Annotated in this window: 21 protein-coding genes and 1 pseudogene; 3 read left to right on the top strand and 19 right to left on the bottom strand. The window is 70.8% G+C overall.

Going from position 1 to position 25,247, the window contains the following annotated elements:
- Positions 1 to 6: 6 nt before the first annotated feature.
- The gene (locus tag Pflav_RS09345) at positions 7 to 1,356 is read right to left on the bottom strand and encodes an ABC transporter substrate-binding protein (RefSeq protein ID WP_332107742.1); all 1,350 of its coding nucleotides are present in this window, start codon (positions 1,354 to 1,356) and stop codon (positions 7 to 9) included.
- Between the two features lie 301 nt (positions 1,357 to 1,657).
- Here Pflav_RS09345 and Pflav_RS09350 point away from each other — a divergent pair, with 301 nt between their 5' ends.
- Positions 1,658 to 4,618, top strand: coding sequence for a glycoside hydrolase family 3 protein (locus Pflav_RS09350; RefSeq protein WP_232071160.1), 2,961 nt, complete (start codon positions 1,658 to 1,660; stop codon positions 4,616 to 4,618).
- Positions 4,619 to 5,355: 737 nt separating this feature from the next.
- On the opposite strand, the gene Pflav_RS09355 is transcribed toward Pflav_RS09350, so the two are convergent.
- From Pflav_RS09355 to Pflav_RS09395, 9 genes are all read right to left on the bottom strand, one after another.
- Positions 5,356 to 5,736 (bottom strand): GNAT family N-acetyltransferase, encoded by a 381-nt coding sequence (locus Pflav_RS09355; protein ID WP_232071162.1) that lies wholly within the window; start codon positions 5,734 to 5,736, stop codon positions 5,356 to 5,358.
- Between the two features lie 157 nt (positions 5,737 to 5,893).
- Entirely contained in the window at positions 5,894 to 6,706 is an 813-nt protein-coding gene (locus Pflav_RS09360; protein ID WP_232072651.1) for a class I SAM-dependent methyltransferase, read from the bottom strand.
- Positions 6,703 to 7,425 carry an ABC transporter permease gene (locus Pflav_RS09365; protein ID WP_173035408.1) on the bottom strand — a complete coding sequence of 241 codons (723 nt, stop codon included), beginning with the start codon at positions 7,423 to 7,425 and terminating at the stop codon, positions 6,703 to 6,705. Before Pflav_RS09365 ends, Pflav_RS09360 begins: the two co-directional genes overlap by 4 nt.
- 1 nt (position 7,426) lies before the next feature.
- Positions 7,427 to 8,389: an ABC transporter ATP-binding protein gene (locus Pflav_RS09370; RefSeq protein ID WP_173035410.1), complete on the bottom strand. Its 963-nt coding sequence runs from the start codon at positions 8,387 to 8,389 to the stop codon at positions 7,427 to 7,429.
- Positions 8,390 to 8,404: 15 nt separating this feature from the next.
- Positions 8,405 to 9,166 carry a CPBP family intramembrane glutamic endopeptidase gene (locus Pflav_RS09375; protein WP_173035412.1) on the bottom strand — a complete coding sequence of 254 codons (762 nt, stop codon included), beginning with the start codon at positions 9,164 to 9,166 and terminating at the stop codon, positions 8,405 to 8,407.
- The gene (locus tag Pflav_RS09380) at positions 9,163 to 9,858 is read right to left on the bottom strand and encodes a CPBP family glutamic-type intramembrane protease (RefSeq protein WP_173035414.1); all 696 of its coding nucleotides are present in this window, start codon (positions 9,856 to 9,858) and stop codon (positions 9,163 to 9,165) included. The genes Pflav_RS09375 and Pflav_RS09380 overlap by 4 nt, the downstream gene beginning before the upstream one ends.
- The gene (locus Pflav_RS09385) at positions 9,833 to 11,188 is read right to left on the bottom strand and encodes a YcaO-like family protein (protein ID WP_173035416.1); all 1,356 of its coding nucleotides are present in this window, start codon (positions 11,186 to 11,188) and stop codon (positions 9,833 to 9,835) included. Before Pflav_RS09385 ends, Pflav_RS09380 begins: the two co-directional genes overlap by 26 nt.
- Positions 11,185 to 12,255, bottom strand: coding sequence for a TOMM precursor leader peptide-binding protein (locus Pflav_RS09390; RefSeq protein ID WP_173035418.1), 1,071 nt, complete (start codon positions 12,253 to 12,255; stop codon positions 11,185 to 11,187). The genes Pflav_RS09385 and Pflav_RS09390 overlap by 4 nt, the downstream gene beginning before the upstream one ends.
- Before the next feature lie 6 nt (positions 12,256 to 12,261).
- On the bottom strand, positions 12,262 to 13,206 hold the full coding sequence (locus Pflav_RS09395; RefSeq protein WP_173035420.1) for a SagB family peptide dehydrogenase: 945 nt from the start codon (positions 13,204 to 13,206) through the stop codon (positions 12,262 to 12,264).
- Between Pflav_RS09395 and Pflav_RS09400 the strand changes: the two genes are divergently transcribed.
- A complete protein-coding gene (locus Pflav_RS09400; RefSeq protein ID WP_173035422.1) occupies positions 13,205 to 13,363 on the top strand; it encodes a hypothetical protein in 159 nt (52 codons plus the stop codon). The two genes, Pflav_RS09395 and Pflav_RS09400, sit on opposite strands and share 2 nt — an antisense overlap.
- A gap of 1,725 nt (positions 13,364 to 15,088) precedes the next feature.
- Here Pflav_RS09400 and Pflav_RS47270 read toward each other — a convergent pair.
- The 6 genes from Pflav_RS47270 to Pflav_RS09430 form a co-directional block, all read right to left on the bottom strand.
- Positions 15,089 to 16,834, bottom strand: coding sequence for a serine/threonine-protein kinase (locus Pflav_RS47270; RefSeq protein WP_173035424.1), 1,746 nt, complete (start codon positions 16,832 to 16,834; stop codon positions 15,089 to 15,091).
- The gene (locus Pflav_RS09410; protein WP_173035426.1) at positions 16,831 to 18,504 is read right to left on the bottom strand and encodes a cation:proton antiporter; all 1,674 of its coding nucleotides are present in this window, start codon (positions 18,502 to 18,504) and stop codon (positions 16,831 to 16,833) included. The genes Pflav_RS47270 and Pflav_RS09410 overlap by 4 nt, the downstream gene beginning before the upstream one ends.
- A gap of 118 nt (positions 18,505 to 18,622) precedes the next feature.
- Positions 18,623 to 19,321 (bottom strand): protein kinase domain-containing protein, encoded by a 699-nt coding sequence (locus Pflav_RS09415; protein WP_197938246.1) that lies wholly within the window; start codon positions 19,319 to 19,321, stop codon positions 18,623 to 18,625.
- Positions 19,322 to 19,338: 17 nt separating this feature from the next.
- Positions 19,339 to 19,926, bottom strand: a complete 588-nt coding sequence (locus Pflav_RS09420; RefSeq protein WP_173035428.1) for an FHA domain-containing protein — start codon at positions 19,924 to 19,926, stop codon at positions 19,339 to 19,341.
- The gene (locus Pflav_RS09425) at positions 19,923 to 20,342 is read right to left on the bottom strand and encodes a hypothetical protein (RefSeq protein ID WP_173035429.1); all 420 of its coding nucleotides are present in this window, start codon (positions 20,340 to 20,342) and stop codon (positions 19,923 to 19,925) included. The genes Pflav_RS09420 and Pflav_RS09425 overlap by 4 nt, the downstream gene beginning before the upstream one ends.
- Positions 20,343 to 20,345: 3 nt before the next feature.
- Positions 20,346 to 21,839, bottom strand: coding sequence for a hypothetical protein (locus Pflav_RS09430; RefSeq protein WP_232071164.1), 1,494 nt, complete (start codon positions 21,837 to 21,839; stop codon positions 20,346 to 20,348).
- 448 nt (positions 21,840 to 22,287) lie between these two features.
- Here Pflav_RS09430 and Pflav_RS09435 point away from each other — a divergent pair, with 448 nt between their 5' ends.
- Positions 22,288 to 22,551, top strand: a complete 264-nt coding sequence (locus Pflav_RS09435) for a hypothetical protein (RefSeq protein ID WP_173035434.1) — start codon at positions 22,288 to 22,290, stop codon at positions 22,549 to 22,551.
- A gap of 452 nt (positions 22,552 to 23,003) precedes the next feature.
- Here the strand turns inward: Pflav_RS09435 and rpmG are convergent, their stop codons facing one another.
- The 3 genes and pseudogenes from rpmG to Pflav_RS48600 form a co-directional block, all read right to left on the bottom strand.
- Positions 23,004 to 23,171 carry a 50S ribosomal protein L33 gene (rpmG, locus tag Pflav_RS09440; protein WP_173035436.1) on the bottom strand — a complete coding sequence of 56 codons (168 nt, stop codon included), beginning with the start codon at positions 23,169 to 23,171 and terminating at the stop codon, positions 23,004 to 23,006.
- Between the two features lie 115 nt (positions 23,172 to 23,286).
- Positions 23,287 to 23,670, bottom strand: coding sequence for a VOC family protein (locus tag Pflav_RS09445; RefSeq protein WP_173035438.1), 384 nt, complete (start codon positions 23,668 to 23,670; stop codon positions 23,287 to 23,289).
- A 171-nt stretch (positions 23,671 to 23,841) separates the two neighbouring features.
- Positions 23,842 to 25,220, bottom strand: a pseudogene (locus Pflav_RS48600) (amidase).
- Positions 25,221 to 25,247: the final 27 nt, after the last annotated feature.

Consider the following 25,247-nt stretch of genomic DNA (forward strand, 5'->3'; position numbering starts at 1 on the left):
TGGATCTCATTTGCCGAGGCTGGTGAGGTTGTCGTTGTACGGCTTGGCGATCTCGTCGAGGACCGCGTCCGGGCTTTTCGTCCCGTTGATGAGATGCTGGGTGCCGGCCACGAGCACGTCGTAGTAGCCGGGCGCCGGCCAGTCGGGGTAGAAGGCGAGCCCGTCCGTCGACGTCACCTTGTCGAAGTTGTCGATGAGTTCCTTGCTCTTGGCGTCGGTGATCGTCGCCGGGTCGGCGAGCACGGGTACGCCGCCGGAGTTGCCGAGCAGGTTCTGGATCTCCGGCTTCATCGTGATGTCGATGAAGTCGTAGGCGAGGCTCTTGTTCTTCGCGTTCTTGGGGACGACCCAGATGTTGCCGCCCGAGCCGGGGTGCAGCGTGTTGCCGGGGAAGAGGAACGTGCCCCACTGGAACTTGGCGTCGGAGACGAAGCGGCCGTACCACCAGCTGCCCGAGATGACCATCGGGAACTTGCCCTGCGTGAACGCCACGCCCATGTCCTCGGCCTTGATGCCGGCCGAGTTCTTCGCGATGTATCCCTTCGCCACCCAGTCGGCGAACGTGGTGGCCGCGTACGTGAACTCCGGCCCCTTGAAGTCGACCTTGCCCTTGTAGAGCTGGAAGCTGTCCACAAAGGAGCGGCTCGCCTTCGAGAGGGCCAACTCGTAGAGGATCTGCTGAGCCGGGTACTCCGCGCCGCCGACCGACAGCGGGGTCACGCCGGCTTTCGTGAACGTGTCCATCGCCGCCTCGAACTCGGCGAGCGTGGTCGGCACCTGGACGTTGTGCTTCGTGAAGAGTTCCTTGTTGTAGTAGACCATCACGTACTCGGCGTAGTTGGGGACGCCGTACCACTTGCCGTCGCCCATGATGCCCTCGGCGTCGTACTTCGAGGTCGTCTGCAAGCTAGGGCCGATCTTGTCCCAGCCGCGCTTGCCCGCCTCCTCGCTGAGGTCGGTGAGCAGCCCCTGCTTCGACAGCAGGCCGGCGGTCGCGTTGCCCTTGTTGTACTCCATGATGTCGGGCGCTTCGTCCGAGTTGAGGATCATCCCGGCGTTCTGCCGGATCTGCTCGAAGCCCTTCTCCTCGAACTGCACCTTGACGCCCGGGTGGGACGCCTCGAACTGCTTGATCGCCTCGGCCCAGGCGACGCCCATGGCGCTCGTCGCGCCCTCGTAGTGCCAGAGCTTGAGGGTCTTGCCGTCGCCGCTGCCGGCGCTGTCGTCGGCGTCGGCTCCGCACGCGGCCAGGACCAGCGACGCGGCGGCGAGTACGGCGATGGTGCCCGTGCGTGCGCGCCGCCAGTTTCCGCTGCTGGCACGACGGAAGCTGGGGGGTGGGTCAAGAAGTCTCACGGCTGCCTCCTCGTGGGGCGGTGAGCGGACCGGGGGTCCGCGTAGCGAGACAGGTAGGTGGGAACGGGGTGCGGTTCGCCGGCCCGGCGTCAACGGGCCCGCGCCCCGGTAGGGCGACGTGTCGAAGAGTGCAGTCGAAGCGCTTCGACTGCTAGTTCGCTAGCTAACGCGACCACCGGCCGCCGTGTCAACGGGGTCAACCGATGATTTCGTAACGGTTTCAGCAACCGACCTCCCCCGAATAGTTCGTATGACGTCTAAACTATTGACAGGTTCCACTGCCGTCGGCAAGTGTCGTTGCGTGCGCGCTCCGAGAGCCTGGCTGGCCGCTGCCGTCACCGCCGTCCTGCTCGCCCCGGTCGCCCCCGCCCGGGCGGCCGAGCCGCCGTACCCGCGGGGGTCGAGCCAAGGAGCCCGGGCGGCCGAGCCGGCATACCCCTTCCGCGACCCTGACCTCCCCCTCGCCGCGCGGATCGACGACCTCGTCGGCCGCCTCACCCCGGCGGAGAAGATCTCGCTGCTGCACCAGTACCAGCCGGCGATCCCGCGCCTCGACATCGGCGCGTTCCGCACCGGCACCGAGGCCCTCCACGGCGTCGCGTGGCTCGGCGAGGCGACCGTCTTTCCACAGGCCATTGGGCTGTCCACAACCTGGGACCCGGAGCTGATCCGGCGGGTCGGCGGCGCGGTGGGGCAGGAGGCCCGCGGCTTCCACGCCCAGGACCCCGCCAACAACGGCCTCAACGTCTGGGCTCCGGTCGTCAACCTGCTGCGCGACCCGCGCTGGGGCCGCAACGAGGAGGGGTACTCCGAGGACCCGTACCTCACCGGCGTCATGTCCACCGCGTACGCGCGCGGCCTCGCCGGCGACCACCCCACCTACCTGCGGACCGCGCCGACGCTCAAGCACTACCTGGCCAACAACAACGAGGTACTCCGGGACACCACGTCCTCGGTGCTCCCACCCCGGCTACTGCACGACTACGAGTACGCGGCGTTCCGCCCCGCGATCGAGGCTGGCGCGGCGACCGGCGTGATGACGTCGTACAACCTCGTCAACGGGCGACCCGCCACTGTGGAGCCATCTCTCGACGCCGAGGTGCGCACCTGGACCGACCGCGACCTGATGGTGGTCAGCGACGCGTACGCGCCCGGCAACCTGACCGGGCCGCAGGCCTACTACACCACGCAGGCGGAGGCGAACGCGGCCGCGGTCCAGGCCGGCATCGACAGCTTCACCCAGGACGGCAACAGCCCCGCGTCCACGGTGGCCGCCCTCACCTCGGCCACCGAGCAGGGGCTGCTGCCGTGGTCCGAAGTGGACGACGCGCTGCGGCACATCTTCTCGATTCGGTTCCGGCTGGGAGAGTTCGACCCGCCGGGGCGCAACCCGTACGCGGCCATCACGCCGGACGTCATCGACTCGCCCGAGCACCGCCGGCTGGCCCGCGAGGCCGCCGACGCGCAGCTCGTACTCCTAAAGAACGCCCGGGGCGCGCTGCCGCTGTCGCCGTCGAAGGCGCGCCGGGTCGCGGTCGTCGGCCCGCTCGCCGACACCGTCTACACCGACTGGTACAGCGGCACGCCGCCCTACACCGTCACGCCGCGCCAGGGCATCACGTCCCGGCTCGGCGCCGGCGCCACCGTCGTCGGCGACGAAGGCGTGGACCGGATCGCGCTGCGCGACGTCGCCACCGGTGCGTACGTCACGGCCACCGGCACCACCGACGCGGACGCGGTGACCGTGGGCGGTACGGGGGCCGGCGAGGCGGCGCAGTTCGACGTCTTCGACTGGGGCGAGGGCCTGCTCACGTTGCGCAGCGCGGCGAACGGGCGCTACCTCGGGTACAACTGGGGGCCGTTCGTCACGCGGGACGCCCAGCCCAACGGGTGGTACGTGCAGCAGCAGTTCAAACTGGAGGGTCAGCCGGACGGCACCTACGCGATCCGGTACGCCGGCTACGAGACCCGCGAGCCGTGGTTTCCGCCGAACCGGTACCTGACCGTCGACTCAGACGGGCGGCTGGCGCTCGGCGCACCGACGGCGGCGACCGCGGCGCGGTTCGCGAAGGAGGTCGTGCGCGCCGGTACCGACAGCGCTGTCGCGGCCGCCACCGGCGCGGACGTCGCGATCGTCGTGGTCGGCAGCATGCCTGCCATCAACGGCCGGGAGACCAACGACCGCGTCTCCACCGCGCTCGCGCCGGGCCAGGCCGCGCTCGTCAAGGCGGTCCGCGCGGCCAACCCCAACACGGTCGTGGTGCTGGAGAACTCCTATCCCACCACCGTCGCCTGGGAGCAGGCGAACGTGCCGGCGATCCTGTGGACAAGCCACGCTGGGCAGGAGACCGGGAACGCGGTGGCCGGCGCGCTCTTCGGCGACACCAACCCGAGCGGGCGGCTCACGCAGACCTGGTACCGCTCCGACGCCGAGCTGCCGAGCATCCTCGACTACGACATCGCCAAGACCGGCATGACGTACCTCTACCACCGGGGCACGCCGCTGTACCCATTCGGGTACGGGCTGAGCTACACGACGTTCGGGTACTCGCCGCTCCGGGTGGACGCGAACGGTGTCTCGCTCGACGTGACCAACACCGGTCGGCGGTCCGGTGTGGAGACGGTCCAGCTGTACACCCACTTTGGACGGTCGCGGGCTGAGCAGCCGCTCAAGCAGCTGCGCGGCTTCGCCCGGGTGTCGCTGGCGCCAGGGGAGACGAAGTCCGTGCGGATCCCGCTGCGCGCCGGCGATCTGTCCTACTGGGACGTGACGCGGAGCCGGCCGGTGGTGGAGAGCGGCACCTACGACATCCTCGTCGGCGCCTCGGCCACCGACATCCGGCGCATCGCGACGCTGAAGGTGAAGGGCGAGACGATCCCGCCGCGGAGCTTCCGCGCGCCGGTCGCCGCCTGGACGTTCGACGACTACTCGGGCACGACGCTCGTGGACACCACGAAGGCCGCCGGCACGGCTGTCGCCGCGACGGCGGCGGGGCAGTGGGTCCGGTACTCCGATGTGGACCTCGGCGGCGGACCCGGGCAGGCGACGGTGCGCGCGTCGTCCGACGCGCCGGCCGGCATCGAGATCCGCCTCGACCATCCCACCCGCGGCCGGCTGCTCGGCACGATCGCCGTGCCCGCCACCGGCGGCCGGTACGCGTGGACGGAGGTCTCCGCGGCGCTGCGGCGCACCGGCGGCCGCCACGACGTCTACCTCGTCTTCACCGCCCCCGCCCGCCTGGACACCGTCCGCTTGTCTTGAGAGGGTGCTTCGGCCTTATGTCCTGGATGAAAGATCCAGGACATTGGGCTACCGCGGCGTCCGTCGTGGTCCAGACCGTCGCTCCCGCGGCCTCACCCTTCGCGGTTGGCAAGCTCACCCCCTGGGCCGTGGCCGGCCGCCCCCGACCGTCGCTTCCGGGTACGCGGTCCAAGCTCTCGAGCTGGGCGCGTGGATGCGCCCAGCATGTAGCGGCGAAGCTCCCGGTCCGAGGCCGTGGTCGTGGGTCTGCGGCTGGGCGCGTCCATGCGCCCAGGTCGAGAGCTCGCGGAAACGGGAACCCGCGCGGGGTTGGGCTTGGACCGCGGACCCGGCAGTGCCTGGGCGCGTCCATGCGCCCAGGTCGAGAGCTCGCGGAAACGGGAACCCGCGCGGGGTTGGGCTTGGACCGCGGACCCGGCAGTGCCTGGGCGCGTCCACGCGCCTAGGTCGACAGCTCGCGGAGACAGGAACCCTTGCGGGGTTGGGCTTGGGCCGCGGACCCGGCAGCGGCTGGGCGCGACCACGCGCCCAGCTCGAGAGCTCGCGGAAACGGGAACCCCCACGGGCCTGGGCTTGGACCGCGGACCCGGCAGTGGAGGTCGGGGATCTCGGCGAGCGCCAGCGAGCCGCCGACCGGAGCGGTGCCCGCGGGAGCATACGGTCTGCGACTGAAGCGGACCGGGGAAAATGCCCATCTCACGGAATCTGAATCTGCGACCCTGAGCGCGAAAGGTGTCCTAACGCGACAGTGGCTTGTGGTAGATGACGAAGTCGCACGGCGTGGCCAGCAGCGGTGCCAGCGCGGCGTAGTCGTCGGCGAAGTCGGCGGTGCGCACGGGCAGGTAGCCGATGCGGGTGTACCACTCGTGCAGGAACTGCTTGACCGGGTGCGTCCAGTCGCGCGGCCACAGCAGCTCCAGCTGCATCGTCGCGAGCCCCTGCTCCCGCGCCCACCCCTCGGCGAAGTCGACAAGCCGCCGCCCCAGCCCGATCCCGCGATGGTCGGGGCTGGCGACGAGCATGCCGAACTCGCCCTCGCCGCTGGCCAGGCGCTGCACCCGCACCGCACCGACAAGCGTGCCGTCGAGGTGAGCCACGGCCAGCTCGCCGGCGCGCACGATGGCGGCCAGCTCCTCGGGCTGGTCCGCTCGGCACCCTCGCGCCAGATGCCCTTCTCGGCGTCGGCGTACACCCGGTTGACGAGGTCGGTGGCCCGCGCCAGGAACGTGCCGTCGCCGGCCGCGGCCGGTGGCAGCAGGGAGATCTCTACCAGCGTCACCCGGCCATGGTGCCATGGTGGTGCCGGTCGAGGGCCACCACGCCGTCGACGAGCGCGCGGCTGGACGTGCCGGTGGCGGGGCCGTACCGGGGTCGCGACACCGGCAGGGCCCGGTAGCCCACCACCTGCCAGCCCGGCGCCTCCAGCGGGGCGAGGGAGTCGATGCCGAAGAGCGCCAGCCCGCCCGGCACCCGCTGGGCGATCGCCTGCATCTGCTTGGCGGAGCCCTCGCTCACGATGTCGGCGAGCCAGTGCACGACGGCGGGACGGCGCGCGAGCGTACCGGCCAGCGCGGTGACCGCCACCGCGGGCAGGTACACAAGCAGGCCTTCGGTCACCACGATCACCGCGCCTGAGTGTCCGGCCTCGTCCAGGACGGCGGTCAGCGCGGTCTCGTCGCGGACGTCGAGCCCGACCCGGCGCACCGGACAGCTCGGCTGCCGCCCGCGCAGAACCCGGGTCTTGAGCTCGACGACGGCCGGGTCGTCGGCCTCGACAAGCTCGCGGAATCCGGACAGGTCCAGCCGGTATGGCCTCGTGCAGAAGCCGGCGCCGAGGTTTACCACCGCCGCCCCCGGCCATCTGTCCAGCGCCGCGACGAGCATCTTGTCGATCAGCACGGTGCGGCCGACGACCTCGTCGACACCGGCGTCGGCGAGGCGCGCGACCTGTGCGTCGGCGCCGCTGGGCGCGAACAGCTCGGCGAACGGGTCCGACAGTCGCGGGTTCGGACGGCGGCTCTCCGCCGCCCGGCAGGCCGCCGCGGCGTACGCGGTGGCCTGCACGCTCTGGTCGACCAGCGGGTTCACTCCCAACGGAACAGTCGGGCGGCGGCCGCGGCGCAGATCACGATGGTGCCGCCCAGCACGGCGAGGGAGACGCCGATCGAGTCACCTCGGTCGAGCCAGGCCCATTGCAGCGACTCGATCGCATAGGTCAGCGGGAGCGCGTCGCTGATCTTCCGCATCCAGCCCGGCATCAGCTCGAGCGGGACGGTGGCGCCGGTCAGGAAGATCATCGGGAAGTACACAAGGTTGGCGATCACCAGGGCCGCCTGCTCGTCGCGGGCGACCGAGGCGATGAGCAGGCCGATGCCGAACATGGCGGCGCCGGACAGCAGCGCGATGCCGGCGAACGCGAACGGGCGGGCCGGCGGGTGCAGCCCGAAGACGAGCGTGCCCACCACGATGAGCAGGGATATGCCCACCACGCAGATCACGATGTTGACCAGCAGCTGCGCGGTGAGGAACGCGCTGGGCTGGGCCGGGGTGGCGCGGAGCCGGCGCAGGAACCCGCGGGAGCGGTACTCGACCATGCCGAGCGGGAAGCTCATCAGCCCGGCGACGGCGAGGACGAGACCGACGTACGCGGGTACGGAGACGTCGACGGTGCCGAGGCCGTCCCACAGGTCGGACGGGTCGTTGCCGTAGATGCCGCCGAAGATGCCCAGCACCATGACCGGGAACACGAGGCCGAAGAACATCGGCGGGAAGTTCCGCAGCATGCGCTTCGACTCGAACGCCAGCACGTTAGGAAACATTGACGTTGTCCGCTTCGCTCGCGGCCGATCCGGCGGCCTGTCCGGTCAGATTGAGGTACGCGTCGTCGAGCGAGGCCGGCAGGTCCCGAGGAGTGCTGCCGTGCTCGGCAAGCACCCGGTCGACCTCGGCCCGGCGCGCCGGCTGTACGTCGAGGAGCAGCCGCTGCCCGGCGACGCGTACCTGCACGCCGGCCCCGAGCGCGGTGAGGCTGTCGCGCAGCTCGCGGTTGCCGCCGGACCCGTCGAGCACGAGCCGGGCCGCGTCGCCGGCGTGCTCGCGGATCAGCTCACTCGGCGTGCCGGTGGCCACGATGCGGCCCTTGAGCAGCACGTTGACCCGGTCGCAGAGGTACTCGACCTCCTCCATGTAGTGCGAGGTGATCACGATGGTGAGGCCCTCGTCGTTGCGGCGGCGCAGCTCGTCCCAGACCACACGGCGGGCGGCGGGGTCCAGCCCGTTGGTGAGCTCGTCGAGGAAGACCACCTGCGGGTTGTTCACGAGTGCCAGTACCAGTGAGAGGCGCTGCTGCTGACCGCCGGAGAGCTTGACGACCTGGCTGCGCCGCTGCTCGCTCAGGCCGAACCGGTCGAGCAGCTCGCGGTGGTCGGCCGGGTCGGGGTAGAACGACGCGAAGAGGCGGCACATCTCCTCGACGGTGGCCCGCGGCGGATACACCATCTGCTGGAGCTGGACCCCGGCGATGCGGGTCATCCGCGTGCGGTCGGTGACGGGGTCGAAGCCGCCGACCCGGATCGTGCCCCCAGCCGGCTTCCGTAGCCCTTCGATGCACGAAAGCAGCGAGGTCTTGCCCGAGCCGTTGGGGCCGATGAGGCCCACGACCTGGCCTTTCGTGGCGCTGAGGTCGACGCCGTCGACGGCCGTGAGATCACCGTACCGGACGGTGACGTCGCGGGCGTCGACGAATGGTCCGGATGCTGCTTGTTCAGTCACCGTTGTCGAGCCTCCTCATCGGGGCACCGCTGCCGCGACGGGAGCGGCCCGGCGCGCGCTGGTCTGGGTGTAGTACGCGGCGAACGAGGCGTGGACGGCGATCGCCGGGAGAACGCTGCCTTCGACGGCAACCAACAGCCCGCACACCACCGCGAGCACCACACTGGACAGTGCGAGCACGGTGGCCTGGAGGGCTGTCTCGGTGAGCAGCACCTGGCCGATGGTGAAGGCCGCGCCGCTGATCGCGATCGCCGCCCAGACCGGCGTGCCGGTGGCCAGGAGGCCGCCGAGGAAGACGCCGCGGAAGAAGAACTCCTCGACGACGGCGCTGGCCGCCGGAACGGCGTAGCGCCATTGCCGCGGCAGCGCGAGGATCTCGGTGATCCAGCGGACGCTGGAGACCGCGCCGGGCACGTCGATGCCGGGTCGCACGGTGTACAACGTGGACATCGCGAACGCGGTCAGCGCGCTGGCGCCGATCGCGGTGAGCAGCAGCAGGCCGACGCTGTGCGGGGTGACGTGCCACGCGAGCAGGCCGCCGAGGCCCAGGTCGCCGGCCCAGAGCAGGACGACCGAGGCCAGGATTCCACCGACCAGGTAGATCACGGTGCCCAGGACCGGGAAGACGTACTTGCTGGGCAGTCCGGTGCGGCCGGCGACCGCCATCCGGATCCGCTGGCGGGTGCGGTTGCGCCGGAAGGGCAGCCGGTACAGGGCGAGCCAGACCACGGTGGCGGCGAGCGCGATGGCGGTGAACACCACCCCGTCCCGGGTCACGACGCCACCTTCCTGCGTGGCAGCAGGGTGAGCACGACGACGTTCTGGACCACGTGGGCCACGAGCGGCACCAGCACGTTGTGACCGCCGAGCAGGTAGAGCAGCCCGAACCCGACGCCGGTGACGGTCTTCTGCACGACGGTCATGGCGCCGAAGTACAGGTGGTTGAGCCCATACACGACAGCGGTAATCGCGAGCGCCGCCGCGGCCGGCCAGCCCAGGACGCCTTCCAGCAGGTGCAGTCCCACGCCGCGGAACAGCACCTCTTCCGCGGCGGCGGCGCCGACGGCGGCGAGCACCACCAGGGCCGACCCGCCGCCGGCGAGCCGGTGCAGCGCGATGCCGGCGAGCCGCCGGTGCCGGATGGCCAGCACCGCCGCGCCGACGGCCCACTCCAGCACCGGGGCGAGGAACCCGAAGGCGGCCGCGGCGGCGTACCAGTACCAATCGACCGACGACGTGAGATCCCACTCCATCGGCGCCAGTGTGGCGGCGAGTGCCGCCACCGCGATCAGCGCGACCGCGAACGCCACCTGCCCCGTCACCGCGGGGTCGAGGCGGCGCGGCGCCGAGCTACGCGTACCGGTGCTGCCGCCGCCGACGACGCCCGCGAGGGTCAGCCGGAACGCCTGCGCCGGGAACGCCGTGCAGAGCAGGATCAGCACGCTAAGGCAGAGGGTGCGGGTGGTCATTCGTCACTCCGCCGTGCGCGACCATGCGCGGATGGGCTTTTGGCGGCAGTCCGGGCAGGCACATGCTGAGCAGTTCGGGGATGAGGACGCGGACCACCTTCCAGTCGGTGCCGGCGAGCTCCGGCGGCGTGATGTCGAGGTAGGTCGCCCAGCGGCTCACCCCGGCCACCATCGCGATCAGCGACTCCAGCGTCGACGGCCCGGAGAGCGGGGCGATCTCCGAGAGCTTCACCGACCCGCTGAACCGGTCGGCGACGATCGCGCGCTTCTTGTCCGCGTCCTGCGGCCCGGCGTAGAAGAGCACGTTCGAGTCGAGGTCCAGGTACGGCGAGGTGTTCGTCGCCGCGTGCACCGAAGCCGTGTCGAAGATCGCGCTGTACATGCCCAGGCCGAGGATGGCCGCGCTCTCCATCGCGCCGCGCAGCAGTGCGGACCGCGGGTCGGCGTCGCCCTGCACCCCGAAGGTGAGCATCGGCAGCGCGTCGGTCTTGCGGTCCATGTACACGCCGATGGTCGGCAGCGGCAGGTCGGGCCGGGTCAGGTGGATCGCCTTGACCCGGTAGTCCGAGTCCGGCCCGAGCCGCATCGTGGCCAGCACCCGCAGCGCGTCGTCATCGTCGATGACGACACCGGGGGACGGGTTCGGCGTGTACCAGTTGAGGATGAACGAGTCGATCTGCACGGCCTCGATCAGCGCGTTGCGGAGCGCGTTCTCCAGCGTCACGTGCGCGGCCGTGCCGGTGGAGAAGGACGGCGTGAAGAGCAGGTCGCCGTGCGTGGCCGAGGTGGTGAAGCCGAGGAAGAACAGCTGCGCCGGCACCCAGAGATCCTCGCCCGGCCGGGTCAGCGACGGGCAGCGCACCCAGGCGATGACGTCGTCCTCGGTGGGCGGCCGGTCGGTGTACCGGTGCAGGCGGGAGCTGAGCAGGCGCTGCTGGTCGGGGCTGAGGATGCCGAGGTACTCCAGCGGCAAGCACTCGCCCTCCTGGGACAGCTCGCGCCACGAGGCGTACCGGAAGTCCTGGTCGAACAGGCGGATGGCGACCATCGCGCCGTACCGCTCGACGCTCTCGCCCATCATCTTGATCATTGCCTCTTCGTGGTAGAGGCCATACCCGCTCAGGTGGTACTGCACCTGCAGGTGCGGGTCGTCCATGATCAGACGGTGGTAGTGCGGCATGGTCGAGGTCATCGCCCGCATCTGCGGCTCGCCGGGGATGTCGGCGACGGCGACGAAGAACCCGGGCATGATGCCGGTCTGGTTCGCCCCTATGTGCCGGTAGCGCCGCAGCATCCGCGTCATCGACGGGTAGTGCGCCACGGTGGTCACCGCAGCACCTCGGCCACGATCCGGTCCACGGCCGCCCGGCTGTTGAAGTTGATCTCGCGTACCCGCTGGCGGGAGACCTTGCCGCAGGCCGGGCAGGCGGGCATGCGCAGCAGGTCCTGCGTCTGGATCTCCAGTGTGGGCAGGTGCACGCTGATCACCCGGCCCGACATCCGGGACACCCCCACCGCCGCGTGCAGGTAGCCCTCGGTCAGCGCCATCGTGGTCAGCAGGCTCATCATCGGCGCGTCGGCCGCACTGGGCGCCGCGGCGCCGACCGGCGAGCGGGCGAAGTCGTGGTAGGAGACATGGTCCTCCAGCCGCGCCAGCGCCCGCTGCTCGAAGCACTCGAAGCAGCCGGTGTGCGGGGACTTCATGCCGACCACGGAGACGAACGGCCCGTCGATGAACGCGCACACCCACGGCACGTCGCGCCCTTCGAGCACGCGGTTGATGTTGCGCAGCAGCGGCAACGACGGCCGCTGCAGGCAGGTCACCAGCGCCGCCGCGCCGGTCAGCGCCGGCGTCAGGTCGGTCACCGCCTGCTCGGTGGCGAGTCCGTCGATACGGGAGGTGAGGTCGGCGGTCGAGAGGTGGTCCACCGTCTCCTGGGCGAGCGGCGCCAGCCGCAGTCGCATACCCGCCGCCAGGTGCTCGGCCTGTGCCGTCGACGCGGCTGAGTCCGACAGGAAGGCGACCTCACCGCTCGGCGGCTCCCCGTCGCCGGGGTACGGCGAGACCATCCGGCCCAGCAGCGCCGCGGTCACCGCGTCCTGGCTGTCGCGGTCGCTGGCGGGCACGAAGAGCCCGGCCTGCGCCAGATCGACGAAGAGGCGCTCGACGTTGGCCGACTCGATCGGCAGCAGCCCCGGATCCAGATGGTCCGCGAGCCGCACCGGCCCGGTCGCCGCGGTGCGCAGCGCGGCGCGGACGGTGGCCGCCACCGCCGGCGACTCGCGGCTGACGTCGATGACGGCTTCCTCGAAGTTCCAGACCCCGGTGCGGATCCGGAACCGGCCGGCGCCGTCCTCGACCAGCCGCGCCGTGTTCGCGAGCCGGTAACTATCCATTGTGTACTACTCTCCCTGCCCGACGAAGGTGAGGTGCACGACGTGGCTGGTCAGGCCGTCCAGGTCGAGCATCTTTTCGATCATTTGCTTGTCGTAGCCGCCCTGGTCGCAGCCGGCCAGGCCGAGCGCGGTGCGGGCCAGGTGCAGGTTCTGCAGGATCGCGCCGACCTCGACGAGTCCGAACACGACACCGCTGTCGCCGTACTTGCGCGAGTTGTCGTAGAGGTTGTAGACGAAGGTCAGAGCGAACCCGGTGCGCTCGGCGTCCAGGTCGGGCGAGCGCAGCACCTCCGCTGGGGACAGCTGCGGATGCGCCGGGAGCGGCGAAAGACCGTGGGCGTGGGGCAGGTACTCGTACGCGCCCGGTGCGAGCCCCGCGACGTTGAACGCGTGGACGTACAGCGTCACCGGGTAGAGGCCGCCACCCGAGGCGACGGTACGCAGCTTGATCACGCCGTGCGGCTCGGCTGGGTTGCCGTAGGGCAGGCTTCCGGTGGCACCCTGGCAGTGGAACAGCAACGCCGACAGGTCAGCCATCGAGATCGGCTCGCCGGTGAACGCGCGGGTGCTGCGCCGCTCGGTGACCACGGCGGTCAGTCCCGTGCGGATCGGCTTCGCGGTGGGCAGCTCGATGACGTTACGCAGGTCCTCCTCGAGGTCCGCGTGGCAGGAGGAGAGCACCGCGTCCGGCTCGAAGAACCGGCCGATGCCCATCTGGAAGCCCAGCCGGGCGTTGTCCGGGCGGTAGTTGAGCAGGAGCTCCTCGCCCGCGAAGGAGTCATCCCCGGTCGCCCATCGACCCCGCACCACGGAGTCTGGAGTGCGGACGACCGTGGATGACGAGTAGATGGAGACAATCGTGTGCTGCATCGCGAAGCTGCCGACCGCCCGGAGGTAGTCGTGGTCCTTGAGCGCTTCCTCGACTTCTTCCCTGGTGCGGCGGTAGGGCATGTCACTCCGATACGAGCGTGGACGGGGAGACGACCGGCAGGGGCCGGATTACCAGGAGCAGCAGCTGGAGCAGCAGCAGTTGCCGCCGCCGCAGGTGGTGGAGGCGCCCGGGGCGACGGTGACCGTCAGCCCGCCGGTGGCCGTGGTGCCGATCTGACCGGAGAAGCTCAGCATGACCAGGTTCCCTTCACTAGTTCAGCGCGTGGACTCGCCGCTACTACCAGGAGCAGCAGCTGGTGCAGCAGCAGTTGCCGCCGCCGCAGGTGGTGGAGGCGCCCGGGCGACCGTGACGGTCAGCCCGCCGGTGGCCGTGGTGCCGATCTGGCCGGAAAAGCTCAGCATGAATTCACCTCCAATGGCGTGATTGGCTGAGAACGATCACCTGATCGATCGTTCGGCCGCACATTAGCATGCATGATCGGTCCGCATCCAGGCTCGGATCGCAGTGATGCAACCAGGGCACGCATTGATTCATCCCGAAGGTGACTGTTCATTCGGCCTTAACATTTTCGCTGTGGTTCGGCCGGCTTGCTCCAGTACGCGGCACTTCTCTGACCTGCGGCGGCCTGCACCGGGGACCGGTTGCAACTTGCGGATCGAATGTGCAGGTTAACTGCGTGGCTCGGCATGTTTGACCAGTCGCCGCGATTATCGCCACGCCTTAGGTGTACCTATCCCCAAGAGGATTGGGTTAGGTCTGCCTCACTTTTCTATTGACGGCGATGTCTAGGTGTTTCCGGCTATCCGAGAGCGTAGTAGCGCAGCCTCACGCCATCCCCGCACCAGTCGCGGCGGGGTGAGCCACGCACGCGGGTCCGCGGGTCAGTTCAGTGGGTAGGCGTCGGCGTCGTGCACGGCGCGGAGCGCGCCGACACAGCCATCGAGGTCGGCGTGCTGTCGGCTTCGGATCAGGTCAGGACACATGCCCACCAGCCTGTCCCGGCGCCGAAGGCCGTCTCGTGTCGGCGTGGGTTGGCCGACACGACGTTCAGGGTCGGGGTCAAATTCGATTTCTTGAGACAAGCTATTTGCCCCGGTCCGCGTCACTTGCGGACCGTATGCTCCCGCGGGCACCGCGCAGGTCGGCGGCTCGCTAGCGCTCGCCGAGATCCCCGACCCGCGCTGCCACGTCCGCGGTCCAAGCCCACCCCCGGGGTTCCCGCGGCCTGTCGAACGGGGGCGCGTCGACCCGGGGATCGTCGTCGGACAAGGAGCAAGAGGTGGGTGCGCAGACGCCTTTGCTCTGCTTCCCTGGAGTAGCCGCGCCGACGATCAGCGGGCGACCATGCCGCCAGGTCGGCCCTCTGGCCCCGGATGACGCTGATCCCCCAGCGACCCGCAGACCCGCCTCCTTGATCGGCGCGGTCGGGTTCGTATACGCGAGAGATCGTGGTATCCAACTGCCCCTCCAGGGGCACCTAAGTACCACGATCTACCAGACGGCCGCCCGCCGTAGCGTCGATCAAGGCAAATCGAGCGCCCTTCGGGCGTGTCTGTCTTGAATGGACCTTCCGCCCAACCGCCGAGCTAGGTCAAGGTTGGGCTTGGACCGCGGACCCGGCAGGGTACGGCGTTCGCGTTCGTCGCGGCCCGGGACGGGCAGCAGCGCCCCTACCCGAAGTCGAAGCCCTCCGCGAAGGTCGCGGTCCGCCGACCACGACCCAGGGGTGAGCTTGCCGACCGCGGAGGGTGAGGCCGCGGGAGCGACGGTCTGGACCACGGCGGGCGTCGCGGTAGCCCAATCTCCTTGGTTTTGGCTCTTTATCCGCGACATGGCGCCGAGGCCATCCCAACTCCAAAGCTCTCTAGGCAGGCGCGCTACACGCCTCGCTAGGCCGCGCTCAGCGCTTCGGCGGGTTTGTCCAAAGGGGAGCGTGAGCCGTCACCCGCCCAGGGCGCGGATTTCGACGTTGGTGAAGGCGACGCGGAACGGTGGCTCCGCGCCCGGTGTGACGGGGAAGATGCCCAGCACGACGCGGCCCTGGGTGAAGGTGGCGTCGTCGACGGTGCCGACGCGTTCGCCGTCGCGTTCGACGGTGATGGTGGTGCCGCGGGCGGAGATCGCGAGGCGGGTTGTGGTGTCGGGTTGGATCGGGTCGTCGAATTCCATGGTGCTTAGCACGTTCACGCGCGCGCCGTCGCCGACGCCGTGGGTGGCGAGCTTGACCGAGTCGGCGCAGACGCGCACGAGGTAGCCGGAGGTGCCGGCGAAGCGGAACCACAGCGCCGCGCAGCTGTCCGGTGTCTGGAGCCGTACGTCGACGGCGACGGCGACATCGCTGTAGACGCCGGTCGGGCCCGGGCAGCGGTAGGGGCCGGTGCTTTCGCGGGTGACCACCAGCGCCTCGTCGAACGTGCAGGTGGTGTGCTGTGCCTCGTCCTCGCGGACCTGCCACAGCCCGGCCGCGGTCAGCGGGTCGCGCAGGACCGGCGGTCCGGGCGAAGGCGAGCTGGTGGGCGGCGAGCTCGTAGCGGCCGTGGTGACCTGCGAGGTCGCCGTGGGTGTCGGGGTCCCGCCGTCCGACCCGTCGCCGTCGCGGCCGAACGGGAGCATGCCGCTGGCGATGCCCGCGGCGGTCAGCGACGTGGCGAGCACCACCGCCGCCAACGCCGCATTCGCGAACCTTCCCCAGCCCCCGCCGGTGCGTGCGGGCGCGGCGGCCGCCGGAGTGCCGCCGGCCAGGCGGGTGGTGTCGTGGCCGGCGCGGGGTGTGGGGAAATGTTCCGTGGCCGCCTTGGCCTCGGCCGCGGCGGCGAGCAGGGCGGGCTGCTCGGCCAGGGCGGCCCGGACCGCGGGCGGGCGTACCTGGCCGGGGGCGAGCAGCATGTCGAGCAGCTCGCGCGACGTGGGGCGGGCGGCCGGGTCCTTGGCCAGTGTGAGTTCGACAAGGTCGCGCAGCGGGGGCACGAGCCCGGTCAGGTCGGGTGGTTGGGTGACGATGCGCGCGGCCACGACCGGTGGAGTGTCCGCACCGAACGGTGGGCGGCCGGTGCCGGCGTACGCGAGCACCGCGCCCCAGGCGAAGACGTCCGCCGCCGGGCTGATCACCTTGGCGGCGTCGGGGCCGAAGCGCTCGGGTGCCATGTACCCCACGGTGCCGAGCATCTGGTCGGTGCGGGTGAGGTGGCTCGTCGCCTCGACCGCGCGCGCGATACCGAAGTCGATCACCTTTGGGCTGCCGGGCGCGAGCAGCACGTTGCTGGGCTTGAGGTCCCTGTGGATAACGCCGGCGCTGTGGATAGCGGTCAGCGCGGTCGCCACGCCGATCGCGAGCGCGTGCAGGTTTGCCGGGCTGAGCGGGCCGCGCTCGGCCACGACGTCGGCGAGGTTGGGGCCGTCGACGTACTCCACGACGAGGTAGGGCGGGTCGTGGTCGGGGTCGGCGTCGAGTACCTCGGCCGTGCAGAACGGCGGCACCTGCCGCGCCCGCTCGACCTCACTGCGAAAGCGGCGCCGGAACTCCTCGTGCGCGGCGACGTCGGCCCGGATGACCTTGACGGCGACCGGCCGGCCGGCGTCGTGGGCCAGGTAGACGGTGCCCATGCCGCCCTGGCCGAGCCGCCTCTCCAGCTCGTACCGGCCGAGCCGCCGTGGGTCGCCGGGGCGCAGCTCTTTCTCGCCGGTCATCCGCTCGTCACCCCACTCGTCCGGGACTCCCCCGACCCTCCAGAGTGGATGACGATATCGAACCCGCGGGTGGCCGCGAGCTCGGCCGCGTCGCGCCGCACGGCCTCGCCGGCCAGCTCCCCCATCGCGGTGGTCATGCCGAGCAGCTCCTCCGACAGGCCGCTGCCCACGTCGAGCGGCCGTGCCGGGTACGGCACGAGCCAGCTCAGCACCACCTCTCCGGTGCCGTGTCCCGTCGCGGCGGCGCCCCGCTCGGCGACGTCGGCGGCGAGGTCGACAAGGGCCGGCGCGGGCGCCACGCCCTGGGGTAGCGAGACGAGCACGCGGTAGCCGGCCGGCGGTGCCCCGGGCCGCTGCACGGCGAGCGCGTCCCGCTCGACCATCCGTCGCGGGTAGACGAGGCTGAGCAGCGGGCCGGCCATGACGGTGGTGACAAGCGCCATCACGACCATCATCGAGAACACGCGTTCGTCGATGATGCCCAGCTCCAGCCCGACCGTGAGGATCACGATCTCGGTGAGCCCTCTCGTGTTCATGAGGATGGCGAGCGCGCCGGCCGGGCGGGTGGGCACCTTATTGAGGCGGGCGGCCGCGTACGCGCCGGCGAACTTGCCGCCGATCGCTACGACGAGGATCGCGGCGAGCTCCAGCAGCCCCGTCCCGCCGAGCGTAGAGAGGTCGACCCGCAGTCCAGAAAGGACGAAGAACGCCGGCAGCAGGAGCAGCACGCTGACCTGTTCGAGCCGTTCGAGAATCTCGACCCGGAGCTTGTCCGCGCCGTTCGGCTCCGCCTTCTGCACCGCCTCGCTGCTCGCCGTGTCGGCGCGTGCCTGGGGGATGGCCGCCTTGTCCGCGCTGGCGCGTGCGCGGGGCATGATCGCGCCGAAGAGGAACGCGCCGAAGATCGCGTGCAGCCCCAGCCACTCGGTGGCGAGGCTGGACAGCAGCAGGCCCACGAGCACCACGGCCAGGATGTCGGGCGTGAGCCGCCCGGCCCGCGCCCGGGCGGCGTCGACGCGGGCCAGCAGCGGCCGCACCACGAGCAGCATCAGCAGCGCGTACGGCACGCAGAGCAGCGGCAGCCACGGGTTGGCGCTGTCCGCGCCGGCGACGGCGACCACGACGGCGAGCAGCGACCACGCGGCGACGTCGTCGACGGCGGCGCTGGCGAGGGCGAGCCCGCCGACCGGCGTGCGTACCATGCCGCGGTCGGTGAGGATGCGGGCCAGCACCGGAAACGCCGTGACCGCCATCGCCGCGCCGATGAAGAGGGCGAACGGCAGCGGGTCGGAGACGTCGTGGCGGCCGGCGAGCCACATGGCGAGGAGCACGCCGAGCCCGAGCGGCGCCGCGATCGACCCGATGGAGACCGAGGTGGCGGTGCGGCCGCGGCCGCGCAGCGAGGCGTGGTCCAGCTCGTATCCGACGATGAACATGAACAGCACCAGGCCGAGGTTGGCCAGTCCGGATATCGCGGGCCGGATGTCGGCGGGCAGGAGCCAGCCGCTGACCGCCGTGCCGAAGAGCGTCGGTCCAATGAGGACACCGGCGACGAGTTCGCCGATCACGGGCGGCTGGCCGACGAGCCGGGCCAGCCAGCCGAAGGCCCGGGCCAGCACGATGATCGCCGCGACCGCGAGCAGGAAGTGGATGAGGGTGTGCGCGCTCATGAGGCACCGCCCGCGAGCAGTTCGACGCGGGCGGCCAGCGCCAGCGCGGTGGGCCGCTCGTCGGCTGGCGCAAGACATTCGCGAACCAGTGCCGCCAATGACTCCGGCAGATCCGCGCTCAGCTTGGGCGGCGTGGAGACCACGCGGCGCAGCACCAGCAGCCCGTCGCCCTCCGGCAGCGTGCCGTAGATGCCGGTGCCGGCCACCACGCGGTGCAGCAACACGCCCAGCGACCAGACGTCGTGCGGCGGCTGCGGTCGCTCCCGAGCAGCAGCGCGGGGTCGACGTACTCCACCGAGTCGAGCCCTCCCATGCCGGTGATCGTGACGCCCTCGGCGAAGACGTGCGCCAGGCCGAGGTCGGACAGCCGCGCGCCGCCCTCGTGCAGGAGCACGTTGCCGGGCTTGACGTCCCGGTGCACGGCGCCGGCGGCGTGCAGGGCGGCGACCGCCCGCGCGGCGTGTGCCACCGCCCGCAGCGCGGCGGTGCGGCCGAGGGGTGCGGCCGGCGCGGCGAGCGAGCCGCCCGGCAGGTACTCGGTCGAGTAGTAGAAGATGCCGTCCTGCTGCCCGGCGTCGTAGGGCGCGACGAGGTACGGCGAGCGCACCGCCGCGAACGCGCGCAGCTCGCGGGTGGCTCGGCGGTACGCCACCTCGGTCGACTCGGCGGCCAGTACCTTCACCGCCACCTCGGCGGCCTGGACGGGCAGCCGGGCCGGCCGGCGGGCGAGAAAGTACTGGCCGTGGTTGCCCGAGCCGAGCGGCCGGATGAAGTCGTAATCGGCGATGCCGTGCATCTGCTCCCCTGAGGTGTTCACGGGTTTCGGTGGGATATTCACGGGCTCGGTGGATATTCACGGGTTTCGGTGGGATTCGTAGCGCAGCCAGCGCATCCCGAACGCGACCCGGGTGCCGGGTCGGATCTCCGCCGGCACACCAGGCTGGAGCTTCCGGGGTGTGGCTCGCCGGGCGGCTCGACGACCGTGCCGTTGGCCGATCCCAGGTCGACCGCGCGGACGGTCCAGCCGGCGAGCGTAATCCGCAGGTGCTGCCGCGACACGCCGCTCGCCGGCCCGGCGATGCTCAGCGGCCGCGCCCCGTGCGCCACCGCGGGGTCGCGCTGCGGCTCGCGCCCCACCACGTAGTCGGCGTCCAGGCGGAACGTGGCGCCGTCGTCGACGAGCAGCACGCCGAGCGGCGGCCGCGGGCCGATGACGGTGAAGTGCGTAAGCTGCGCCAACGAGATGCCGCACATCTGACAGTACGGCACGGCCGGGTCGTTGAAGTGGCCGTTGGCGCAGTGCACACCTTCGACAAGCAGGCGCGTCGGCTCGTTGCGCGGTGCCGCCTCCGCCGGCGCGTCCGCCGCTCCGGGAAGGAGCAGGACCGCCTCGAAGGGCGCGTTGCGGTCGGGTTGCCTCATGCCAGCCGCCCTCCGCGGAAGCGCCAGCGCAGGAACGGCACCCGCATCGGCCCGTTCGCGACGAGCCAGACCGCCAGCCATACGGCGGTGAAATGTATGGCGTACGCGGCGAGCGGCGGCGCGGTGTCCACTGTGGGCACCAGGCCGGCGTCGAGCAGCAGCCACAGCAGCAGGCCCTCGGGCACCGCCGTCAGCAGGCCGAAGAGCGACGGCCAGTCTTTCTCCCAGCGGAACTGCATGAGCAGGTGGTACAGCAGCTCCCAGCCGACGCCGAGCACCGCGACGCCGGCGAGCACCGCGAACGTGGTGCGGTAGCCGGCAACCACGAGCGGCGTGACGACCGCGGTGACAGCTGAGCCGACAATCAGGAGGAGGACCAACCGGGTCTGGATCCGGCCGGACAGCACGGGCACCATCTCTCATCCCTCCCGGACCGGCCGGCCGAACGCCCAGCGCACCCACTGCGCGGTGGAGCGGACCGGCCCGATGCGACGGCCGAAGCCGCGGCGGGCGAGGTCGTCGGCGATCTCCAAGGCACCGATCTGTAGCCCGAGGAACGTGTCCACGCCTGGGAAGTACCCGCCGAGCGTGGCCGCGCCGGTGGCGTACAGGGCGCCGTCGCCGCTGGCCGTGCCCTTGACTTCGAAGTGCCGCTCGACCTCCAGCCGGCCCAGCGGATTGCGGCCCGCGCCGCCGTGCGCGAGCAGGTCCGCGAGGACGCGGTGCTCGGCGATGTCGGCTTCAAGCCCGGTGCAGTCGATGATGTAGTCGGCGCCGACCTTCCGCGTGCCCGCGTCGCCGGCGACCAGGCTCACGAGCGTGCCGTCGGCGGCCGGCTCCACCCGTTCCACGATGCCCTGGCTCGCCTCGTACCACCCGCCGTCGCGGCCGTCGCGCATCTGCTGCTGCCAGCGGCGGCGCTTGGGCGTGTTGGTGCCGCCCATCCGCTTGTACTCGGCCGCCCGCTCGGCGCCGTCGAGCCGCCGCATCTTCGCCTTCAGCTGCCCGCCCCACACCGACTTCGGATAGTTGAATCCCTGGTACGCCCAGCCGTCGCCGCCCTTGCGCCGCGACCACAGGTGCGGCCCGTGCGCGCCGGTGACGAACGTGCGGAAGATGTGCACGATCTTCGTCTGGAGCCCGTACCGCTCGCGGTCGTCCATCAACCGCTGGAGCACCCGGGACGCGACGATGCCGCCGCCACGCACCATCACGGTGCCCGGCCTGGTGCGCAGCGCCTCGTACACGTGCTCGTGCGACTCGTATGCGTTGACCACGCGGGTGAAGTCACCGTACTTCTCCCGGAACTCCTGTAGGTCGGGCAGGAACCGCAGCCCGGGGTACCCGACCGCGAGGTGCACGAAGCGCGAGCGGTAGGCGACCCGCTTGGTCGGGCCGGTGGCGGCCGGTGGCGTGAGCACGGTGAAGTAGCCGCCGCCCGCCCGCCGCCGCACCATCCGGGCGACGCCCTTCACGAGCATCTTCGGGTACCCGATACGTGCGGACTCGCGGGCCATGCTCTTGAACACGTCGCCCACGCGCGGCGTCCAGTAGTCCGCGAAGATAGGCTCGCCGAGCACGTGCGCCAGCGGCCGGAGGGTCCGCTCCCGCCACGCCTCGCTCAGCGCGTAGGACGGGAAACCCCAGATGTTGTCCGGCCTAGAGGACGAGTCGGACCGGATCCGCTCCGGCCCGGGAATTTGCGAGACCCGGGTCAGGTACTCGTATGTCTGCCATGGATGGTCGATATTGGACAGTACGCGGATGTCCGCGGTCGGCGCCCCCGCGATGCGCAGGTAGTCGACCAGCACGAACGAGCCGATGCCGCCGCCCACCGTGACCAGCGGCACGTCGTGCACCGGGATGCCAGCCTCCGCGACGAGGTCGTCCGGCCAGATCTCGTTGTCCAGCAAGGCTTGTGTGAGATCTCCGCGATCTCGTAGCTCCAGCTCCGGCATACCTCGTCCCCAACCGCCGTGCCCATTTATGCCGCCGCGTATCGCAGGCGCCGCCAGTCTCGCCCACACGAAGTCAAGGCGGTGTGAGGTCTCGTCGCCGAGAGAATCCATTTCCGGACAGAGAGTTGCCGAGTACGGCCGAGTGGGTGCGAGCTCGCCGCCGCTCTCGCCGTCCTGACCGGACGCGATCCAACCCAAAACATCGAAACTTCGAGCTACCGCGATGCCCGTGGTGGTCCGGACCGCTGCGCGGGGTCCCGGGGAAACGTGGGGCGCAGCTTTCCCGCGGCCTCATCCTCCGCGGTCCTAACCTCGTCCGGGGCGGGATTCTTGGTGCTCGCGTAGCGCTTGTGATTCGAACACGTGTTCTATAGCGTGGCGGAATGGACCTGGTCGGGCGCTGGTGGAACGAGATCTCCCGGGGCCCGAGCGCCGCGACATCTGGCTGCACCAGGTGGACGACCGGTGGCTCGTGCGCGCCCGCGACGGCGGCCCGGGTGGGCGCGAGCTGACCTGGCCGGCGTTCCGCGACGAATGGGTGGCGCGGGCCTGGGTCGACCGACTCATCGCGGCGTCGCCGCCCAGCGAGGGCCGGTGGCGCGACGTACTCAAGCTGGTGCGCAAGCCGCCGGCGGGCGGCTGGCACGCCCCGGCGGGCATGGACTGAGCAGGCTCCTGCGCGCTATCCACAACCCGGCGCCCCGCCTGCGGCGGGCGCCGTCCACAGATGTTCCGCCGTCCACAGATGTTCCGCCGTCCACAGATGTTCCGCCGTCCACAGATGTTCCGCCGTCCACAGACGTTCGCCGTCCACGGTCGTACACCGTCGCGGGCGTGCATCGTCCACGGCGGGCTCAGTTTCACCGCTCGCGCGCCATCCGCAGCGGGCGCCGTTTCGGCGGTCGGGCGCCGTCCGCAGTCGCGCAATTCCGCAGCGGGCGTCGTCCACAGCCTTGCCCATCCACGGCGGGCGCCCCCAGGCTCCGCAGATGCGCCATCCACAGCGGCCGTCGTCGACAGCCGATCGCCGTCCACAGCGGGCGTCTCCCGTGGCCGCGGCGTCGCCAACAGGAAAGCCGCCCGTCGCGGAATACGACGGGCGGCTCGGGGTGTGTCTAGTTATCGCGTCTCGCGGAACTCGACGTGCTGCCGGACGGCCGGGTCGTACTTGCGCAGCACGAGGCGGTCCGGGTTGTTGCGGCGGCTCTTCCTGGTCACGTACGTGTAGCCGGTGCCAGCGGTGCTCCGGACGGAGATCACCGGCCGGTTCTCGGTGCGGCTAGCCATGGTCCGCTCCTCCTTCGCTGATGACAACCGTTGCCAACAACAGAGCGGGTCGATTCATGCCCGGCCGGCCCGACCGGCGTCGCGCCACTCCCTGGCCGGGCGCGGCGCTCTTGTCCTACATCGCTCCGGTGCCGACGTTGAGGATGTTGCCGTCCGGGTCGCTGAACCAGACAGCTCGCATCCCGTCGCTCACCATTACGTCGTCCTTCCACTGCATGCCCTCGTAGTCGAAGGTCTGGAAGTTGACGCCCTTCGCACGTAGCGCGTCGACCTCGCCGTCGAACTCCTCGTCGCTCACCATGAAGGTGACCGCGGTGGCCTTGTTCGTGCCCGCGAACTCCGACTGGTAGAGGAAGAGCTTTCCCGCGCCGCACCTGTACATGATCCCGTTGGGTGCCTCCTCCTGCGGAGTGAGGCCGAGAGCGTTCTCGTAGAAGGTGCGGGCACGGGCGACGTCGGCCGTGGGCAGGGTCGCGATAGGTGTGCGCTCCGACAGCATGGCGGCCTCCTCTGCCGATAACCCCGTGGTGCTCTCACTACGGAACGCTACGCCCGTCCATCCCGGCCGGCAGGCGAACGCCGGCGGTACCTGGCGGATGTTGACCGGACGATCAGGCTAGATTGCCGGCCGTGCCTTGCGGTGCGCCGCCATCGACGGGGAAGCGTCGGCCTAGAGTGCCGGCCGTGCCTTGTGATGTGCCGTCACCGACTGGAAAGCGTCGGCCACCCGCAGCGCGAGGCCGTCGTCGCCGGGCTTGGCGGCGACCTGCATGGAGAGCGGCATCCGTTCCGCGCGGGAGAAGCCGGTCGGGATCGCGACCGCCGGCGCCCCGCTGAGGTTCCAGATGTTCGTCTTGCTCCCGCTCGACGGGCGCGGAAGCGGCGGGTTGCCGCCCGCCTTCAGGCCCGCGATGTTGTCCGCGGCGTGGATAACCACGTCGATGTCGTCGAACATCGACAGGAACCCGTCCCGCCACAGTCGCCGCACCCGTTGCGCCTGGAGGTACGCGGTGCCGGGCAACATGAGACCGGCGACAACTTTGTTCCGGTAGTCCTGGGACATGTTCTGCGGCTGGGTCATCAGGTTGCGGTGCTGGAAGGCCGCCACCTCGCCGCTGCGGATCGGGTCGTAGAACGAGCTCACGCTCGTCAGCCCAGCCAGGCGCGCCTGGCTGCGTACCGGGCGGATGGTCGCACCGAGTGACCGGATCACGCCGACCGCCTCCTCGAACGCGGCGACCTCCTCGTCGTTCGGTACGCCGCTGAGGAAGTCGTCGGGCACAGGCACGCCGACCACGATGCCGCGCAGGGGCTTGCGGCCGTCGTTGCGGGCCACCTCGTCGGCGAGGCGGTACCGCTTGACCTTCCGCGTGAGCGGGTCGAGCGGGTCCTCGCCGCCAAGCGCGTCGACCAGCAACGCGGCGTCGCGGGCGCTGTGGACGAGCGGCCCGGGTGGTCCATCGACCAGGCGAGCGGAAAGATGCCGTGCAGGCTGATCGTGCCGTATGTCGGCTTGAAGCCGGTCAGCCCGCAGTTGGCCGCCGGCCCGCGGATCGAGCCGCCGGTGCAGGTACCCATGCCGATCATGAACTCCGACGCGCCGACCCCGGCCGCCGAACCGGAGCTGGACCCGCCCGGAGTGCGGGCCAGATCCCAGGGGTTGTTTGCCGCGCTCGCGGTCGAGGTGGCCAGCTCGCTGGTGCCCACCTTGCCGAAGATGACGACGCCGGCAGCTTTGAGCCGCGCGACCGCGGTCGCGTCGAAGCTCGGCACGAAGCCGGTGTAGAGGCGCGAGTTGCCCTCGGTCACCTTCCCCTTGGTGAAGTAGATGTCCTTGAGGCCGACGGTCACGCCATGCAGCGGGCCGCGGTAGTGGCCGCGGCGGATCTCGCGCTCCGCCTCATGGGCCGCGGCGAGGATCTCTGACGCCGGGTACAAGTTGACGAACGCCTGAACTTTCGGGTCGACCGCCGCGATGCGGGCGAGAGTGGCCTCCGCGAGTCGCACGGGGAGAGCTTGCGGCTGCGGATGAGCTGGGCCGCCTGCCACACCTCCAGGTCGTACAACGGCACGTCC

This window comes from Phytohabitans flavus (genome assembly GCF_011764545.1).
GTDB classification, from domain to species: Bacteria; Actinomycetota; Actinomycetes; order Mycobacteriales; family Micromonosporaceae; genus Phytohabitans; species Phytohabitans flavus.